Genomic DNA, 16,152 nt, shown 5'->3' with positions numbered 1-16,152 from the left:
CGCTGATTTCAACGGGTGCGATTCAGCCAGGCCAAATAGGCACAAACGCCTTCGGCTACTGTTTTGAATGGCTTATCGTAACCCGCGGCGCGCAGTTGGGTTAAATCGGCTTGGGTGTAGGCCTGATAACGACCTTTGAGTTTCTCGGGGAAATCAATATATTCGATCTGGCCCTTTTTATGGAAATCCAGCACCGCATCGGCCACCGCCTGGAATGATTCCGCCCGGCCGGTACCGCAGTTGAAAATGCCGGAAACGCCGTTTTGCCAGAACCACAAATTCACCTCGGCCACGTCGCCGACGTAGATGAAATCGCGTTTGAACCCTTCGCTGCCGGAAAATAATTTGGGATTTTCACCGGCGAGGATCTGGTTGTTAAGGTGGAAAGCCACGCTGGCCATACTGCCTTTGTGGCCTTCACGGGGTCCGTACACATTGAAATAGCGGAATCCGCAGATCTGAGAGTCCGTCTGCGGCAGCAGGGTGCGCACATACTGGTCGAACAGGAATTTGGAATAGCCGTAAACGTTCAGCGGCTGTTCATACTGACGCTGTTCGATAAAGTTTTCCGTCCTGCCGCCATAGGTAGCGGCGGAAGACGCATAAAGAAAGGGAATGGTCCGTTCAAGGCAGTAATGCAGCAATTCCTTGGAGTATTGATAGTTATTGTCCATCATATACTTCCCGTCCCACTCGGTGGTGGACGAACAGGCGCCTTCGTGGAATACCGCTTCAATATCGCCGAAATCATCGCCGGCGATGATACTGGCGATAAAATCCTCTTTATCCATATAATCGGTAATATCCAGATCCGCCAGATTGACGAATTTGGTGCCATCCTTAAGGTTATCCACCACCAGGATATCGTTATATCCGACATTATTCAGAGACTTAACAATATTGCTGCCGATAAAACCGGCCCCACCAGTGACGACTATCATGGATTAACCCTTGTGTAATCTTGGCGGAGCAGGCACTGCGTCTGCCCCTTTATGGTTCTTAGCATAACATTTTCGGTGAAAGCTTAATATCCGTCCGGCGCTGAAGCGAACCAATGTTTAATCTGCGTCACCCAAGACGTCTGATTCAAGCTGGAAAATATCACGCTGAACATCGCATCAGCATAAACCGGCGGCGGTGCCTGCTTGACAATACATTGCGGAACGCCCTGGAACCGATGGCGCGGACGGCCTGGGGCCGGTAACGGCGTCGGCGCGGGGGAGGGTGAAGCCGCCTCGTTCACCAGCGCGCTGGGGGGCACCAGCACGATATCCGACGGCAACGCCGACAATACCTGCTGCAGCACCTTGATGGTGTCCGGATGAGGGTGCCCGATAGCGATGGCCGAGCCGTTACGGCGGGCCAGGGCTACGGCACGGTTGAACTGCTGCCGGATGTCGTCCTGGTTGGACGTGTCGTCCAGAAATACATTGCGTTTGATTACCTTGACGCCGGTGCCGGCCGCCGCCTGGCGCGACTGGCTGTTGCCGATGGTCATGCTGTCGAGAAAATAAAAGGGATAGCGGCTCAGTACCTGCATGACATTTTGCATGCCCGCCAGGCTGGAGGTCATGGCGCTGCCCATATGGTTGTTCACCCCGACGGCATACGGAACTTTGCCCACCGCATCGCGCACGATGCGGGCGATCTCATCCCGGCTCATGCTAGGGAACAGCGTGTCCCGTTCCAGTGGCTGCTTGCTCAACGGCGCCATCGGCAGGTGAATCAGAACTTCCCGTCCCTGCGCATGGGCTTTGCGCGCCATCTCGGCGGCAAAGGGAGCATTGGGCAAGACGGAGATGGATACGGCGGTGGGCATCGACAGCACTTGATATTCAGTATGCGGACGATAGCCGAAGTCGTCGATGACGATGGCCAGCCTGCCGGCAAAAGCGGTTTTAGCCATACCGAGCAGGAGCAACAGTACCAGGGCACCGGTTTTTTTATTCAACACGCTATCTTCCTAACCATGGCAAGGGGTTGATCGCTTGGCCGCGACGACGAATTTCGAAATAGAGGGCTGAGGTATCCTGCCCGCCGCTGGTGCCCACCAGCGCGATGGGCTGGCCGGATTTAACCTGATCCCCCACCTTCACCAGGGCGCTTTGATTGTAGCCGTAGAGACTCATATCTCCTTGACCGTGTTCAAGCACCACCACCAGGCCATAGCCCTGGAGCCAGTCGGCCATCAGCACGCGGCCGTCGGCAATGGCTTTGACTTCGGTGCCTTCGGGGGCGGCGATCACCATGCCCTTCCAGCGCAGCTCGCCTTGCAGCGCTTCTCCGAACTGATGCAGGGTGCGGCCCCTGACCGGCCACATGGCTTGCCCGGCGGGCTGGCCCAGTCCGCCGGTACGGGACATTAGCTCGCGTTCGCTGGTGGAAGGTTTATAGGTCGCTCCCTGGCGTTTAGCCTGTTCCTGCCGTTCCCGCACCTGCTGCGCCTCGCGTTCTTCCCGCTCGGCACGGGCTTTGGCTTCCCGTTCTGCGCGGGCGATATCGTTTTGCAGGCGGGCTTCGTTTTGCCGCAGTTCGTTCAGGCTGAGCTGATTTTGATGGATGGAGGTATCGAGGGCGGAGAGCGTTTTCTTTCGCGCCAGCCGGGCATTTTCCAGCGTTTTCTGCTCGGACTGCTGCTGTCGCAGCATTGTCGCCTGCTGAAGCTGTTTTTGCTGCAGATCGGTTTTCTGACCCGCCAGTTGCTGCCGTGTCTGTTTGAGATCCTGAATGGATTTTTCCCGCGCCTGATTGAGATAGCTGAAATACGCCAGGATCCTTTCGCTGCGCTGGCCTTCTTCCCCGCTTAAAATCAATTGCAGACCGGAGTTGCGGCCCTGGCGAAACGCGGCGTCCAACTGCTGCGCCAGCAGCTTCTGCTGAGCGGCCTGGCGCGCTTGCAACTGCTTGATGGATTGGTTCAGCCTGTCTATATCCTGAGTCAGCGACGCCAGCGTGCCTTGCGTCTCGCGCAGGGCACGGCTGGATTTGGAAATGGACTCTTCCTGTTTTTTCAGCTGGCTCAGCAATGTGCCGCGCTGCTGTTGCTGTTGCTGTACGCTTTTTTCTTTCTCGGCGATATTTTGCTGCAGGGTTTTAAGCTGTTGCTTGTTGTCATCGGCGTGGCCGGCTATAGGCAATAACATTACGCCAGCATAAAACAGGCTGGCGTAAACATGATGCTTTAACGTTGGAAAAGGGCCTCGGCTGCCGTTTTCCCCGGTATTCACTCTTTTCAACGATGCCTTTCCCCTCATTGACAAGATTATTCCACGTTGAACAGCGGCTTACCAGTTATCTATGGCGTAAATCCCTTCGCCCGCATGTCTGCATGCCTGGGTAAGAGATAAAATTAGGCGATAAAGGCCACAATTTTTAGCGACATGGGGCGCAATGTGGTTAGTTTCTTCTTTCCGGCCATGTATATTGGCTGAATTTGCCGTAATGCGAGGGTATACTCGAAGCCTTTACTGCGTGGCCACAACTCACGGGAGCTTTTACACCCCATGCAAGAAATTATGCCGTTCGTTAGCGATCACCCCATGCTTTGTCTGGCCTGGGTCGCTTTATTGATCGCCGTCATCGTAACCACTGTAAAAACACGTTTTTCCAAGGTGAATGAAATTACCCGCGGCGAAGCCATCCGTCTGATCAATAAGGAAGACGCTGTCATAGTTGATTTGCGCAGCCGGGATGACTACCGTAAAGGACACATTGCCAACGCGTTGAATCTCACCTCGTCCGAGGTGAAAAGCGGCAATTTCGGCGAGTTGGATAAAGCCAAAACGAAACCGGTTATCGTGGTATGCGCAACCGGCACTACGTCGCGCGAGCCGGCGGAAAACCTGAACAAAGCGGGCTTTGAACGGGTTTATGTCCTTAAGGAGGGCATATCCGGCTGGAGCGGAGAGAACTTACCCCTTGTCCGGGGCAAGTAAGACAAACCTGAAAGGGGGAACCATGGCCAATATTGAAATCTATACCAAAGCGACTTGTCCATATTGCCATCGCGCCAAGGCTTTACTCACCCGCAAGCACGCCGTATTCCAGGAAATACCCATTGACGGGGATGCGGATAAACGGGAAGAAATGATTAAACGCAGCGGCCGCAACACGGTTCCACAAATTTTCATCGACGGACAGCATGTGGGTGGCTGTGATGATTTACACGCACTTGATGCGCGCGGTGGATTGGATCCCCTGCTTAAATAAGCCGGGAACCAGACGCGCGCCCGGGTGCATGAAGCGAAATTAACCAAAGGGTTTTTTAATGTCCGAGCAAAATAATACCGAGATGACGTTCCAGATCCAGCGCGTTTACACCAAGGACGTCTCTTTTGAAGCACCTAACGCACCAAAGGTTTTTCAGCAGGAATGGCAGCCGGAAATCAAGCTGGATCTCGATACCGCCTCCACTCAGCTGGCGGAAGGCATCTATGAAGTGGTATTACGCGTGACGGTAACGGCGCTGCTGGGGGAAGAGACCGCTTTCCTGTGTGAAGTGCAGCAGGCCGGCATCTTTACCATTTCAGGCATTGACGGGACGCAGTTGGCTCATTGCCTGGGCGCGTATTGCCCGAATATTCTTTTCCCCTATGCCCGCGAGTGCATAACCAGCCAGGTATCCCGCGGTACGTTCCCGCAGCTTAACCTGGCGCCGGTGAACTTTGACGCACTGTTCATGAACTATCTGCAACAGCAGACCGATGGTGAAGGAAACCAACCGACCCAGGAAGCCTGATGATGCCTAAAAGTGCCTCCATGATTGTTATCGGTGCCGGCTCCTACGGCACGGCCCTTGCTATTACCATGGCGCGAAACGGTCATGAGGTACTGTTATGGGGGCATGATCCCGATCATATCCATACCCTGGAGGCGGCGCGGTGCAACCAGGTCTTTCTACCCGATGTGCCGTTCCCGCCTTCGCTGCGTCTTGAGACGGATTTGTCCCGTGCCATGCTGTTCAGCCGCGACGTGCTGATTGTGGTGCCGAGCCATGTGTTCGGCAGCGTATTGACGCAAATCCGGCCGCATTTGCGGCCCGATGCACGCGTGGTCTGGGCAACCAAAGGGTTGGAGGCGGACACCGGCCGCTTATTGGCGGATGTGGCCCGTGAAGTATTGGGTGATACGATCCCCCTTGCGGTGATTTCGGGACCGACTTTCGCCAAGGAGCTGGCGGCGGGTTTGCCCACCGCCATTGCCCTGGCATCCACCGACGCCGATTTTTCGGCTGATTTACAGTATCTGCTGCATTGCGGCAAAAGCTTTCGCGTCTACGGCAACGCTGATTTTATCGGCGTCCAGCTGGGCGGCGCGGTTAAGAATGTGATAGCCATCGGCGCCGGCATGTCGGATGGCATCGGCTTCGGCGCCAATGCCCGTACGGCGCTTATCACCCGCGGACTCGCGGAGATGTCGCGTCTTGGCGCCGCCCTGGGGGCGGACCCGGGGACGTTTATGGGCATGGCGGGACTCGGCGACCTGGTCTTGACCTGCACCGATAACCAATCCCGTAACCGTCGGTTCGGCATGCTGCTCGGTCAGGGTGTCGACGTTCAGACCGCTCAGGACCGCATCGGCCAGGTAGTGGAAGGTTATCGCAATACGAAAGAGGTGCTGGCGCTGGCAGGGCGTTACGGGGTCGAGATGCCGATCACCGAACAAATCTACCAGGTGCTCTACCGTAACAAAAATGCCCATGAAGCGGCGCTTAGCCTGCTCGGACGAGCCCAAAAAGACGAGAAAACAGGTGGTTGACGGCTGTCGGCCGTCCGGCAAGAGTGATTACATCAGCAAAAGGGTCGTGAGTATGTCCACTGAAGAATTGGAAGCGGTATGGAACAACATCAAAGCTGAAGCGCGTTTGCTGGCGGAGTGTGAACCCATGCTGGCCAGTTTTTTTCATGCCACTCTGCTGAAACATGAAAATTTAGGCAGTGCCCTGAGCTATATGCTGGCGAATAAATTGGCCAATACCATTATGCCGGCTATCGCCATTCGTGAAATAGTGGAAGAGGCCTACAAGAACGACGAGCAAATGATCCATTCGGCGGCCCGCGATATCACCGCCGTGCGGCTGCGCGACCCGGCGGTGGACAAATACTCCACGCCGTTGCTCTATCTCAAAGGGTTCCATGCCCTGCAGGCCTACCGTATCGGCCACTGGCTATGGGGCCAGGATCGGCAGGCCCTGGCCATCTATCTTCAAAACCAGATCTCGGTTTCTTTCGGGGTCGATATCCATCCGGCCGCCAAAATCGGCTGCGGCATCATGCTTGACCACGCCACCGGAATTGTTATCGGCGAGACGGCCATTGTTGAAAATGACGTCTCCATTCTGCAGTCGGTGACGCTGGGCGGTACCGGGAAGACCAGCGGCGATCGCCATCCCAAGATTCGCGAAGGGGTCATGATCGGCGCCAATGCCACCATTCTGGGCAATATCGAAGTGGGACGCGGCGCTAAAATCGGCGCGGGCTCGGTGGTATTACAATCAGTACCGCCCCACACCACTGCGGCGGGGGTTCCCGCCAGGATTGTCGGCAAGCCGGACAGCGATAAACCCTCCATGGATATGGATCAGTTTTTCGGCAGCCATGGCTTTGAGTACGGCGACGGCATCTGATTCGTTTCCAGCGTTGGTTGAAATCCATACGCCACGTGGCGTAGTCGAACGCTACCTGCCCGCGCCTGCATACCCCAATTGTCGCCATGCCTCATATACCACCACCGAAACGGCATTGGATAAATTCATGCTGCGGCTGCCCGGCTGCATGGGAATGCGAATTTTTTGGCCCACGGGCAGGTTATCCAGAATAAACGGCGGCAATCCGCGGGTCTCAGGCCCAAACAGCAAATAGTCCCCCGCCCGGTACTCCGCCTCGCTGTGTGCCGGCGTGCCTTTCGTGGTCAACGCAAACAGCCGCGCCGGCTGTTCTTGCGCCAGGAACGCCGCGTAATCGTGGTGGCGTTTTATATGGGCGAATTCATGGTAATCCAGGCCTGCGCGGCGTAAACGCTTATCGTCCCAGGTAAATCCCAAAGGCTCGATAAGATGCAACGCAAAGCCGGTATTGGCGCACAAACGAATGATATTGCCGGTATTAGGCGGGATTTCCGGTTCGTATAAAACGATATTTAACATACTGCCCCCTTGAAGAGGGCGAAGAATAACAAAAAAAAGCCCAACGCGCCGCAACTCCCCGCCGCTTTGGGCTACAACTGGCTAACGATGCCGCAAGGCAACCACTTCCTCAGGTTCATCAAGGCTCCAATGGCAACCGCATCACCAGGTCAACGGTGCTGCAATGGCAACCACATCACCAGGCGCAGCCCGCCCAGCGGGCTATCCTCAGCCTTGACCCAGCCATGGTGCTGCTCAACCGCTTTTTCAACAATGGCCAGGCCAAGGCCCGAGCCGCCGGACTCGCGATCGCGGGCTTCATCGGTGCGATAGAAAGGACGGAAAATCTGTTCGCGATCCTCTTCGCTCACGCCGGGACCATCGTCATCCACGGTGATAGTGACGCCCTGCGCGTCGGCGCTGAAGGCCACCGCGATACGCTGATGAGAATAACGCAAGGCGTTGCGCACAACGTTTTCCAGGGCGCTGTCCAACGCCGCCGGATTACCCACCAATACGCAACTGCCGGGAGGCGCGGTAATTTCAAGGGTTTTTCCCATTTGTTCGGCTTCAAACTTTGCGTCGTCCAGCACATCGTTCCATAACTCGCTGGCTTTGATAAACTCCCGCGTCAACTCGTTTTTATGCTGATTACGCGACAATACCAGCAGGTCGTTTATCATGGAATCCAGCCGCTGGGCCTCGGTTTCAATCCGCGCCAGTTCGTTGCCTTCGCCATGCTTGCGCCGCATAAGAGCTGTGGCCAGCTGCAGGCGGGTTAGGGGGGTACGCAGTTCATGGGAAATGTCCGACAGCAGCCGTTGCTGTGCGCTGACCATTCTTTCAAGCGCGCTGACCATCTGGTTAAAGCTGACGCCGGTGGCTAAAAATTCCTGTGGACCGGCTTCCAGTTCCGGATGCTGGCGTAAATTGCCCCTGGCGACTTCATCCGCGGCGTATTTGAGTTTACGCGCCGGTTTCGCCAGGCTCCAGGCAAGCCAAAGCAGCAACGGAATGCTGATGAGCATGGTAACGATAAGCAGCAGAAACGGCCTGTCAAACATCAAGTTGATAAAATCCGATTGCGAATTGCCCGCCGGCCGTATTTGATAGAGCTGATAATTATCGTCTCCATCCCGCACCGCGAAGGGCCCCACCAATTCCATGCGGCCATATTTTTTCTTTTGCGGCTGATCCGAGTTATCGGACTGGCCGATGAAATTGCGGATAACCTGCATTTCATTACGCTGACCGCCGATAACGCGCCCCTCGCTGGTGACCAGAATCAAACGCTGGCCCGGCGGCGCCCATTTGTCGATGGCGCGAAACAGGCGGCGCCACCACATCAGATCGTTGGCCGGATCGGCGGCCAGTTCGGCCTCGACATGCTGTTGCAGCATCACGCCCTGTCGCTGTTCACTGTCCAGCAACGGGGTCAGCTGGCGGGTATCCAGTTTGGGAACCATTAACACCAGCATCAAAACCAGCGCCAGGGTTAGCCAGAAGATGGCGAATATCCTCGCGGTCAAACTGTTTATCATGCGGCCGATACCATTAAGTAACCCCGGCCCCGCAGGGTTTTGAACCAGGGGTGCCCGTCTTTGCGCTCCGGCAATTTACGCCGCAGATTGGAGATGTGCATATCGATTGCCCGATCAAACGGCGTCAGGCGCTTACCCAGGACTTCCTGGCTGAGGTGCTCCCGTGAAACCACCTGGCCGAGATGCTGCGCCAGTAAGTAGAGCAGGGTGAATTCCGTCCCGGTCAGTTCCAGGGGAACGCCGTCAAAGGTCGCCTCCTGCCGGCCGGGATTGAGGCGCAGAAAATCAACTTCCAGCGATGGCGTGCCGTTATCGCCGTTTTGCAACTGTTCCGTCCACTGGGAACGACGCAAAATGGCTCTGATTCGCGCCACCAGTTCCCGATCGTTGAACGGCTTGGGCAGATAATCATCCGCGCCCAGTTCGAGTCCCAGCACGCGATCCAGCTCGCTGCCGCGCGCCGTGAGCATAATAACCGGCGTTTGGTGTTGCTGGCGTAATTCCTTAAGCGTATCGATACCGTTTTTCCTCGGCATCATTACGTCAAGCAATAAGAGATCAACCGAGCTATCCAGCATATTCAACGCCTGTTCGCCGTCATAAGCCACCAGGACGTTAAAGCCTTCCATCTCAAGCAATTCTTTTAACAATGCCGTTAATTCACGATCGTCGTCGACCAAAAGGATTTTATTCATTTTCTCACCTCCAAACGCAAAATACGTCATCAATCACTACCAATCCATGACTTTACGTAGCTTTACATCCCCTGACGCTAGTTTGCAGCGGCGACAGTAGAATGAATTCATCGTTAAGCAACTTAGTAATGGGTGTAGGGGTTAGGGATGCACAAACTTAACGCCATGTTCATCGCCGCCACTCTTTTTTCCGGAAGCACTGTGGCCGGTGAGAACAATGCAACGGGAAGTTGGCATCAGGATGACATCGCAAACCGATGCGGCGATAGTCATTACAGCATGTTTGAAGGCGTAAGGCTGACGGAACACCAGCGGCAGCAAATGCGCGATTTGATGAGTCAGGCTCGCCTTGATATTCCCCGTATCAATGTGAGTGAAATGGAACAGTTGCATGTACTGGTAACAGCAGAAAATTTTGATGAGCCGGCTGTTAGGGCCCAAATGGAAAAAATGTCCCGGCAAAATGTCGCTCGCCAGGTTGAAATGGCTAAAGTGCGGAATCAAATGTACAACCTGCTGACGCCGGAGCAAAGACAAATTTTGAATCAGAATCATCAGCAACGCCTGGCAGAAATGGCGTCGCATATATCGGAAATGATGCCATCTTCTGCCCAGAAGCCGGTACAGAGTGTGACCCTTAAATAAGACATCTTCATTTTTCCTTGCCATAGACACCATCCCTGTCTTCCCCCACCGAAAGGTGGGGTTTTTTTTAATGACTGACACCTACAATCATCGACAAGCAGCAAGCCAATGCCGGCAATGACAAGTCATTGGAATGTGGCGACATAAGGCTCAAGCAAAGTGCCCGCAGTTCCGCTGCGGTAATGCTACGATATTCCCGTGCCGCATCCTAAAATGTCTTGCAAAAGTGTGACATAAACCAAAGGAAGCCGGCCTCACGGGCAGGCCGGCACCGGTCTCGCTTTCATATCTCTGCAATCTGGCGAAAATAACCTAACACGCGGTTTGCAACATCTTTTATCAACTGTGGTGCTGCATGTGCCGATGATTGGCATTATGGTAATTGCGGCGCCAAGCCAGACCCATCCTTTTTCCCATTGGTTTACAAATTGTCCGGTGTACCGAGTGGTGAAAAGCTAAGACACTGGTAAATGTAATGCATTATCATAGGGTATAAACGTGAGGATAGTGGGAAATTGCCTGACCTGAATCAATTCAGCAAAAGGGATTTGATATACTATTTCCACCATAAGCCATAGGTCGGATTTAATCCGTTCCTCAAAGTTAACCGGCATAGTGTATTCTACAAATAATAGCTAAAGCTCAGAGGTAGTCATGATTAAGAAAATCGGTGTACTGACAAGCGGTGGTGATTCACCGGGCATGAATGCAGCGATCCGGGGCGTTGTGCGCGCCGGACTTTCCGAAGGATTGGAGGTTTATGGCGTCTATGACGGTTTCCTCGGACTGTTTCAGGATCGAATGAGCAAGCTCGACCGCTATAGCGTATCGGATATGATTAACCGTGGCGGTACCTTTTTGGGCTCGGCCCGTTTCCCTGAGTTCCGTGAAGAGGGAACCCGCGTTATTTCCATTGAGAACATGAAAAAACGTCAACTCGACGCGCTGGTGGTTATCGGGGGCGACGGTTCTTATATGGGTGCCAAGCGTCTCACTGAAATGGGCTTTCCCTGCATCGGTTTGCCCGGCACCATTGATAACGATGTGGCCGGCACTGACTACACCATCGGTTATTTCACTGCCTTGGAAACGGTGGTCGAGGCTATTGACCGGCTGCGCGATACGTCTTCTTCACACCAGCGTATTTCCATCGTTGAAGTCATGGGCCGCTACTGCGGTGATTTGACCATGTCGGCGGCCATTGCCGGCGGATGCGAATTTATCGTACTGCCGGAAGTGGAGTTTAAACCGGAAGATCTGGTTTATGAAATTAAAGCCGGTATCGCCAAGGGTAAAAAGCACGCCATCGTTGCCATCACCGAACATATCTGCAATATCAGCGAATTGGCGCAATATATTGAAAAAGAAACCGGCCGTGAAACCCGCGCCACTGTATTGGGTCATATCCAGCGTGGCGGCAGCCCGGTAGCTTATGACCGCATCCTTGCCTCGCGCATGGGGGCATTTTCCATCGAACTGCTGCTGCAGGGCTACGGCGGGCGCTGCGTCGGGGTGCAAAATGATAAATTGGTCCATCACGACATTATCGACGCCATAGAAAACATGAAACGGCCGTTCAAAAGTGATTTGCTGGAATGTGCTAAAAAACTCTACTGATCGCTTCAACTTCCTGCTATTTCACGCCCCCCTTCATCGGGGGTTTTTTTTACCCTCTGTGGTTTAGCTCTTTTGCTTATATAAATTACGTTTTTATTCTTTAAAATGTTACAGGATTTCTGACACTCTCTGCTTAATCGATATTCAGGTGATAAAAAGACTCTTCGGGAGAGCAACGATGTCAAAGTGGCAAGCAGGGTTGTTGTTGATTTTATTGTCGGGAAGCGCGCTGGCAAAAGATATCCAATTATTGAACGTGTCCTATGACCCGACACGGGAGCTTTATCAGGACTACAATGCTGCCTTCAGCAAATACTGGCAGGCTAAGACCGGCGACAAGGTCACCATTCGGCAATCCCACGGCGGGTCAGGTAAGCAGGCTACCTCGGTTATCAATGGTATTGATGCGGATGTGGTGACATTGGCGCTGGAATCTGATGTGGACGCCATCGCAGCGCGCGGCCGGATTGATAAAAACTGGATTACCCGGCTGCCTGATAACTCGGCGCCTTATACCTCCACTATTGTTTTTCTGGTGCGTAAGGGCAATCCCAAGCAAATTCATGACTGGCCTGATTTAATCAAGCCTGGCATCTCCATCATCACGCCGAACCCGAAGACCTCCGGCGGCGCGCGTTGGAACTATCTGGCCGCCTGGGGTTATGCGCTGCATCATAATAATAACGATCAGGCGAAAGCCCAGGATTTCGTCAAGGCGGTTTATAAAAATGTGAGCGTACTGGATTCCGGCGCCCGCGATTCCACGAATACCTTTGTGGAACGCGGCATCGGCGACGTTTTAATCGCCTGGGAAAACGAGGCTTTGCTGGCGGTGAATAAGGTGGGTAAAGGCCAATTCGACATCGTTGTTCCCAGCGAGTCAATTGTGGCGGAGCCTACGGTATCGGTAGTAGATAAAGTGGTGGACAAACGGGGAACCCGCGACGTGGCTACCGCTTATCTGACCTATCTTTATTCGCCGGAAGGCCAGCGTATCGCGGCCAGAAACTATTATCGTCCCCGTGATCCGGCAGTGGCGAAGGAATTTGCCGATAAATTCCCACAGCTCAAGCTGTACAGCTTGAAGGATGTGTTCGGGAGCTGGCAGCAGGTGCAAAAAGTTCATTTCTCCGACGGCGGCAGTTTCGATCAAATCAACCAACGTTAACCGTTAACCCAAGCATAACGCCGATGGCTATAAGCCATCGGTGAGCTTGTTGACAAAGTGTTCGGTCGGGGCAGGCTACCAGATCGTAAACACGCCGTGAATACATCCCTGAAGGCTCGATCCGCGCCATCCATGGCGCGGACGGTTTACTCTTCTGGCAACCTGCCCCGCCTTATTGACTTCGAGTGCATTTGTCAGCAGTCTGGCCGATGGCTATAAGCCATCGGTTTTTATCCTCACATCTTCTTCCCGCTGCCCTGACGGACCACGTTTTTCCGGCGACCGCATCCTCTTCTCGCTTCATTCTCAAATTCAATTGCTTGTGTGAATAATCATTTTTATTAATAGCGAAACGTTTCGATGGCGATCACATTTTTGATGGATTGCGCTTGTACACCTCTGCTTTTTTAACTAATTTCATCCTCAGCGAAACGTTTCGCTGGTGGAGGCAGGAAAATGAAGAAAGGTGTTTTACTGAACGCTGACGTCTCTGCGCTCATCTCCCGTCTGGGCCATACGGATCAGGTCACGATTGCCGATGCGGGATTGCCCATTCCCTCTTCAAGCCAAAGGATTGATCTGGCGTTGACCCGGGGTGTGCCGACCTTTTTACAGGTGGTGAGCGCGGTTGTCGGCGAAATGCAGGTAGAAAAGGCCATTTTGGCCAAGGAAATGGCGGAAATTAATCCTCAGCTGCATGAGGCGCTGCTGGATCAGTTGACGGCCCTTGAGCAGCAACAGGGCAATACCATTGCCATCGAGTATATCAGCCACCAGGTATTCAAAGCCCAGACCGCATATAGCCGCGCGGTCATCCGCAGTGGGGAATGCACTCCTTTCGCCAATGTCATCCTGTGCTCCGGCGTCACCTTCTGAGGCATCTATGCAACCGTTACTGCAATTGACAGGGATAGACAAATCCTTCCCGGGGGTTAAGGCGCTTACCGGTGCGGCGCTGACGGTTTATCCCGGCCGCGTTATGGCGCTGGTGGGAGAGAATGGCGCCGGCAAGTCTACCATGATGAAAGTGTTGACCGGCATCTACAGCAAAGATGCCGGCACCCTGTCATACCTGGGAAATGAGGTGGCGTTCAGCGGGCCGAAGGCATCCCAGGAAGCCGGTATCGGCATTATCCATCAAGAATTGAATCTTATTCCTCAGTTGACCATTGCGGAAAATATCTTCCTCGGCCGCGAATTCCTCAATCGGTTCGGCGGTATCGATTGGAAACGGATGTACAGCGAAGCTGACCAGCTGTTGGCCCGGCTCAATCTGCGGTATAGCAGCCACCGTCTGGTGGGGGAGCTGTCCATCGGCGATCAGCAGATGGTGGAAATAGCCAAGGTCATCAGCTTCAAGTCCCGGATCATTATCATGGATGAGCCTACCGATGCGCTCACCGATACCGAAACGGCGTCGCTGTTCAGCGTAATAAACGAACTCAGGCAGCAGGGCTGCGGCATCGTTTATATTTCCCATCGGTTAAAAGAGATTTTTCAAATCTGCGACGATGTCACGGTGCTTCGGGACGGGCAGTTTATCGCCGAACGCCGGGTAACCGAGTTACAGGAAGACGCCCTGATCGAAATGATGGTGGGACGTCGCCTGGAAGAGCAATACCCGCGCATTGAAGTCCCTCTAGGCGAGGAACGTCTAGCGGTCAATCATCTTAGCGGCCCCGGCGTCGACGATGTCAGCTTTACGCTGCGCCGCAGTGAAATCCTCGGCGTCGCGGGCTTGATGGGCGCGGGACGCACGGAACTGATGAAAACCCTCTATGGCGCGGCGAAACGCACCGGCGGCACGGTAGTGCTGGACGGGCGAGCCATTATGACCCGCACCCCTCAGGACGGGTTGGCTAACGGTATCGTCTATATTTCCGAAGATCGTAAGCGGGACGGGCTGGTGCTGGGGATGTCGGTGAAGGAGAACATGACCCTCACCGCCCTGCGCTATTTCAGCCGTCAGGGCGGCGGATTGAAACACGCGGAAGAACAGCAGGCGGTAGGGGATTTTATTCGTTTATTCAATATTAAAACGCCCTCGATGGAGCAGCCGATAGGCCTGCTGTCCGGCGGCAATCAACAAAAAGTCGCCATTGCCCGCGGCTTGATGACCCGGCCCAAGGTATTGATTCTGGATGAACCGACCCGCGGCGTCGATGTCGGCGCTAAAAAAGAGATTTATCAATTAATCAATCAGTTCAAAGAAGAAGGGCTCAGTATCATTTTGGTCTCTTCGGAGATGCCCGAAGTGCTGGGAATGAGCGATCGCGTGATGGTGATGCATGAGGGCCGCTTAAGCGGCATTTTCCCCATAGGGCAGGCCACTCAAGAGGTCCTGATGGCCGCGGCCGTCGGTAAGCAATACAGTACCCAGCAGGAGAATCAATGATGAGTACCCGGATTATTCCCGTTAAACGCGGTTTCAGCAAAACCTGGCTATTAGAACAGAAATCATTGATTGCGCTGCTGGTGCTTATCGCCGTGGTGTCTTCCATGAGTTCGAACTTCTTCAGCCTCAATAATTTGTTCAATATTCTTCAACAGACCTCCGTGAACGCCATTATGGCGGTGGGCATGACGCTGGTGATCTTGACCGCCGGTATCGATCTTTCCGTGGGTTCGCTGCTGGCCCTGACCGGTGCGGTGGCCGCGTCGGTGGTGGGGCTTGAAATCAACGTGTTCGTCGCGGTGGGAGCCTCCCTATTGCTGGGCGCGGCAATCGGCGCCGTGACGGGGGTCATTGTGGCGAAAGGAAAGGTACAGGCCTTTATCGCGACCCTGGTGATGATGCTGCTGCTGCGGGGCGTCACCATGGTATATACCGACGGCAGCCCGGTGAATACCGGCTTCAGCGATGCGGCCGATGCCTTCGGCTGGTTTGGTATAGGCCGTCCGCTGGGCGTGCCTACGCCGGTGTGGATTATGGCGGTGGTGTTTCTCGCCGCCTGGTACATGCTGCACCACACCCGTTTGGGCCGCTATATCTACGCATTGGGCGGCAATGAAGCCGCGACGCGGTTGTCGGGCATCAGCGTTGATAAGGTCAAGGTCATCGTCTATTCGCTGTGCGGGCTGACGGCGGCGCTGGCCGGCGTGATTGAAGTGGCCCGGCTCTCTTCGGCGCAGCCCACCGCCGGTACCGGGTATGAACTGGATGCCATTGCCGCCGTGGTGCTGGGGGGAACCAGCCTGTCCGGCGGTAAAGGCCGCATCATGGGAACCCTTATTGGCGCGCTGATCCTCGGATTTTTGAATAACGGACTGAATTTATTAAGCGTTTCTTCCTACTATCAGATGATTGTAAAGGCTGTCGTCATTTTGTTGGCGGTATTGGTAGATAACAAAAGCAGTAAATAA

General features: G+C 54.3%; 17 protein-coding genes. 11 read left to right on the top strand and 6 right to left on the bottom strand.

Annotated elements, in window-relative coordinates:
* Nucleotides 1–8: 8 nt before the first annotated feature.
* The 3 genes from rfaD to envC form a co-directional block, all read right to left on the bottom strand.
* Entirely contained in the window at nucleotides 9–941 is a 933-nt protein-coding gene (gene rfaD / locus ACL2XJ_RS07090) for an ADP-glyceromanno-heptose 6-epimerase (RefSeq protein WP_132924285.1), read from the bottom strand.
* An 83-nt stretch (nucleotides 942–1,024) separates the two neighbouring features.
* On the bottom strand, nucleotides 1,025–1,906 hold the full coding sequence (locus ACL2XJ_RS07085) for a divergent polysaccharide deacetylase family protein (protein WP_413726861.1): 882 nt from the start codon (nucleotides 1,904–1,906) through the stop codon (nucleotides 1,025–1,027).
* 49 nt (nucleotides 1,907–1,955) lie between these two features.
* Nucleotides 1,956–3,254, bottom strand: a complete 1,299-nt coding sequence (gene envC, locus ACL2XJ_RS07080) for a murein hydrolase activator EnvC (RefSeq protein WP_413726860.1) — start codon at nucleotides 3,252–3,254, stop codon at nucleotides 1,956–1,958.
* A gap of 249 nt (nucleotides 3,255–3,503) precedes the next feature.
* On the opposite strand from envC, the gene ACL2XJ_RS07075 reads away from it, so the two are divergent.
* From ACL2XJ_RS07075 to cysE, 5 genes are read left to right on the top strand one after another with little or no spacing between them, the layout of a single operon-like run.
* Nucleotides 3,504–3,935, top strand: coding sequence for a rhodanese-like domain-containing protein (locus ACL2XJ_RS07075; protein ID WP_413726068.1), 432 nt, complete (start codon nucleotides 3,504–3,506; stop codon nucleotides 3,933–3,935).
* Nucleotides 3,936–3,957: 22 nt separating this feature from the next.
* Nucleotides 3,958–4,209: a glutaredoxin 3 gene (gene grxC, locus ACL2XJ_RS07070; protein WP_132924290.1), complete on the top strand. Its 252-nt coding sequence runs from the start codon at nucleotides 3,958–3,960 to the stop codon at nucleotides 4,207–4,209.
* A 58-nt stretch (nucleotides 4,210–4,267) separates the two neighbouring features.
* Nucleotides 4,268–4,738, top strand: coding sequence for a protein-export chaperone SecB (secB, locus tag ACL2XJ_RS07065; RefSeq protein WP_132924292.1), 471 nt, complete (start codon nucleotides 4,268–4,270; stop codon nucleotides 4,736–4,738).
* Complete coding sequence (gene gpsA, locus ACL2XJ_RS07060; RefSeq protein WP_413726067.1) at nucleotides 4,738–5,757, top strand: NAD(P)H-dependent glycerol-3-phosphate dehydrogenase; 1,020 nt, start codon at nucleotides 4,738–4,740, stop codon at nucleotides 5,755–5,757. The genes secB and gpsA overlap by 1 nt, the downstream gene beginning before the upstream one ends.
* A 52-nt stretch (nucleotides 5,758–5,809) precedes the next feature.
* Nucleotides 5,810–6,625, top strand: coding sequence for a serine O-acetyltransferase (gene cysE, locus ACL2XJ_RS07055; RefSeq protein ID WP_132924296.1), 816 nt, complete (start codon nucleotides 5,810–5,812; stop codon nucleotides 6,623–6,625).
* Between the two features lie 51 nt (nucleotides 6,626–6,676).
* On the opposite strand, the gene trmL is transcribed toward cysE, so the two are convergent.
* The 3 genes from trmL to cpxR form a co-directional block, all read right to left on the bottom strand.
* The gene (gene trmL / locus ACL2XJ_RS07050; RefSeq protein WP_132924298.1) at nucleotides 6,677–7,144 is read right to left on the bottom strand and encodes a tRNA (uridine(34)/cytosine(34)/5-carboxymethylaminomethyluridine(34)-2'-O)-methyltransferase TrmL; all 468 of its coding nucleotides are present in this window, start codon (nucleotides 7,142–7,144) and stop codon (nucleotides 6,677–6,679) included.
* A 149-nt stretch (nucleotides 7,145–7,293) separates the two neighbouring features.
* On the bottom strand, nucleotides 7,294–8,664 hold the full coding sequence (gene cpxA, locus ACL2XJ_RS07045) for an envelope stress sensor histidine kinase CpxA (protein WP_413726066.1): 1,371 nt from the start codon (nucleotides 8,662–8,664) through the stop codon (nucleotides 7,294–7,296).
* Nucleotides 8,661–9,359: an envelope stress response regulator transcription factor CpxR gene (gene cpxR / locus ACL2XJ_RS07040; protein WP_132924301.1), complete on the bottom strand. Its 699-nt coding sequence runs from the start codon at nucleotides 9,357–9,359 to the stop codon at nucleotides 8,661–8,663. Before cpxR ends, cpxA begins: the two co-directional genes overlap by 4 nt.
* 147 nt (nucleotides 9,360–9,506) lie before the next feature.
* Between cpxR and cpxP the strand changes: the two genes are divergently transcribed.
* The 6 genes from cpxP to rbsC all read left to right on the top strand — a co-directional run bounded on the left by cpxP (nucleotide 9,507) and on the right by rbsC (nucleotide 16,152).
* The gene (cpxP, locus tag ACL2XJ_RS07035) at nucleotides 9,507–10,004 is read left to right on the top strand and encodes a cell-envelope stress modulator CpxP (protein WP_413726065.1); all 498 of its coding nucleotides are present in this window, start codon (nucleotides 9,507–9,509) and stop codon (nucleotides 10,002–10,004) included.
* A 654-nt stretch (nucleotides 10,005–10,658) separates the two neighbouring features.
* Entirely contained in the window at nucleotides 10,659–11,621 is a 963-nt protein-coding gene (gene pfkA, locus ACL2XJ_RS07030; protein WP_132924304.1) for a 6-phosphofructokinase, read from the top strand.
* A gap of 178 nt (nucleotides 11,622–11,799) precedes the next feature.
* The gene (locus tag ACL2XJ_RS07025; protein WP_132924306.1) at nucleotides 11,800–12,789 is read left to right on the top strand and encodes a sulfate ABC transporter substrate-binding protein; all 990 of its coding nucleotides are present in this window, start codon (nucleotides 11,800–11,802) and stop codon (nucleotides 12,787–12,789) included.
* Between the two features lie 456 nt (nucleotides 12,790–13,245).
* On the top strand, nucleotides 13,246–13,665 hold the full coding sequence (rbsD, locus tag ACL2XJ_RS07020; RefSeq protein ID WP_413726064.1) for a D-ribose pyranase: 420 nt from the start codon (nucleotides 13,246–13,248) through the stop codon (nucleotides 13,663–13,665).
* Nucleotides 13,666–13,672: 7 nt separating this feature from the next.
* Entirely contained in the window at nucleotides 13,673–15,184 is a 1,512-nt protein-coding gene (rbsA, locus tag ACL2XJ_RS07015; RefSeq protein WP_413726063.1) for a ribose ABC transporter ATP-binding protein RbsA, read from the top strand.
* On the top strand, nucleotides 15,184–16,152 hold the full coding sequence (gene rbsC, locus ACL2XJ_RS07010; protein WP_132927943.1) for a ribose ABC transporter permease: 969 nt from the start codon (nucleotides 15,184–15,186) through the stop codon (nucleotides 16,150–16,152). Before rbsA ends, rbsC begins: the two co-directional genes overlap by 1 nt.

Source organism: Sodalis sp. RH16 (assembly GCF_047324245.1).
GTDB classification, from domain to species: domain Bacteria; phylum Pseudomonadota; class Gammaproteobacteria; order Enterobacterales; family Enterobacteriaceae; genus Acerihabitans; species Acerihabitans ligni.
This window is presented reverse-complemented; position numbering and strand designations above follow the sequence as displayed.

What these genes read in the sequence shown, in the direction of transcription:
- rfaD (WP_132924285.1), bottom strand. Translation starts at nt 941, where the DNA reads ATGATAGTCGTCACTGGTGGGGCCGGTTTTATCGGCAGCAATATTGTT.
- ACL2XJ_RS07085 (WP_413726861.1), bottom strand. Translation starts at nt 1,906, where the DNA reads ATGGCTAAAACCGCTTTTGCCGGCAGGCTGGCCATCGTCATCGACGAC.
- envC (WP_413726860.1), bottom strand. Translation starts at nt 3,254, where the DNA reads ATGAGGGGAAAGGCATCGTTGAAAAGAGTGAATACCGGGGAAAACGGC.
- ACL2XJ_RS07075 (WP_413726068.1), top strand. Translation starts at nt 3,504, where the DNA reads ATGCAAGAAATTATGCCGTTCGTTAGCGATCACCCCATGCTTTGTCTG.
- grxC (WP_132924290.1), top strand. Translation starts at nt 3,958, where the DNA reads ATGGCCAATATTGAAATCTATACCAAAGCGACTTGTCCATATTGCCAT.
- secB (WP_132924292.1), top strand. Translation starts at nt 4,268, where the DNA reads ATGTCCGAGCAAAATAATACCGAGATGACGTTCCAGATCCAGCGCGTT.
- gpsA (WP_413726067.1), top strand. Translation starts at nt 4,738, where the DNA reads ATGATGCCTAAAAGTGCCTCCATGATTGTTATCGGTGCCGGCTCCTAC.
- cysE (WP_132924296.1), top strand. Translation starts at nt 5,810, where the DNA reads ATGTCCACTGAAGAATTGGAAGCGGTATGGAACAACATCAAAGCTGAA.
- trmL (WP_132924298.1), bottom strand. Translation starts at nt 7,144, where the DNA reads ATGTTAAATATCGTTTTATACGAACCGGAAATCCCGCCTAATACCGGC.
- cpxA (WP_413726066.1), bottom strand. Translation starts at nt 8,664, where the DNA reads ATGATAAACAGTTTGACCGCGAGGATATTCGCCATCTTCTGGCTAACC.
- cpxR (WP_132924301.1), bottom strand. Translation starts at nt 9,359, where the DNA reads ATGAATAAAATCCTTTTGGTCGACGACGATCGTGAATTAACGGCATTG.
- cpxP (WP_413726065.1), top strand. Translation starts at nt 9,507, where the DNA reads ATGCACAAACTTAACGCCATGTTCATCGCCGCCACTCTTTTTTCCGGA.
- pfkA (WP_132924304.1), top strand. Translation starts at nt 10,659, where the DNA reads ATGATTAAGAAAATCGGTGTACTGACAAGCGGTGGTGATTCACCGGGC.
- ACL2XJ_RS07025 (WP_132924306.1), top strand. Translation starts at nt 11,800, where the DNA reads ATGTCAAAGTGGCAAGCAGGGTTGTTGTTGATTTTATTGTCGGGAAGC.
- rbsD (WP_413726064.1), top strand. Translation starts at nt 13,246, where the DNA reads ATGAAGAAAGGTGTTTTACTGAACGCTGACGTCTCTGCGCTCATCTCC.
- rbsA (WP_413726063.1), top strand. Translation starts at nt 13,673, where the DNA reads ATGCAACCGTTACTGCAATTGACAGGGATAGACAAATCCTTCCCGGGG.
- rbsC (WP_132927943.1), top strand. Translation starts at nt 15,184, where the DNA reads ATGAGTACCCGGATTATTCCCGTTAAACGCGGTTTCAGCAAAACCTGG.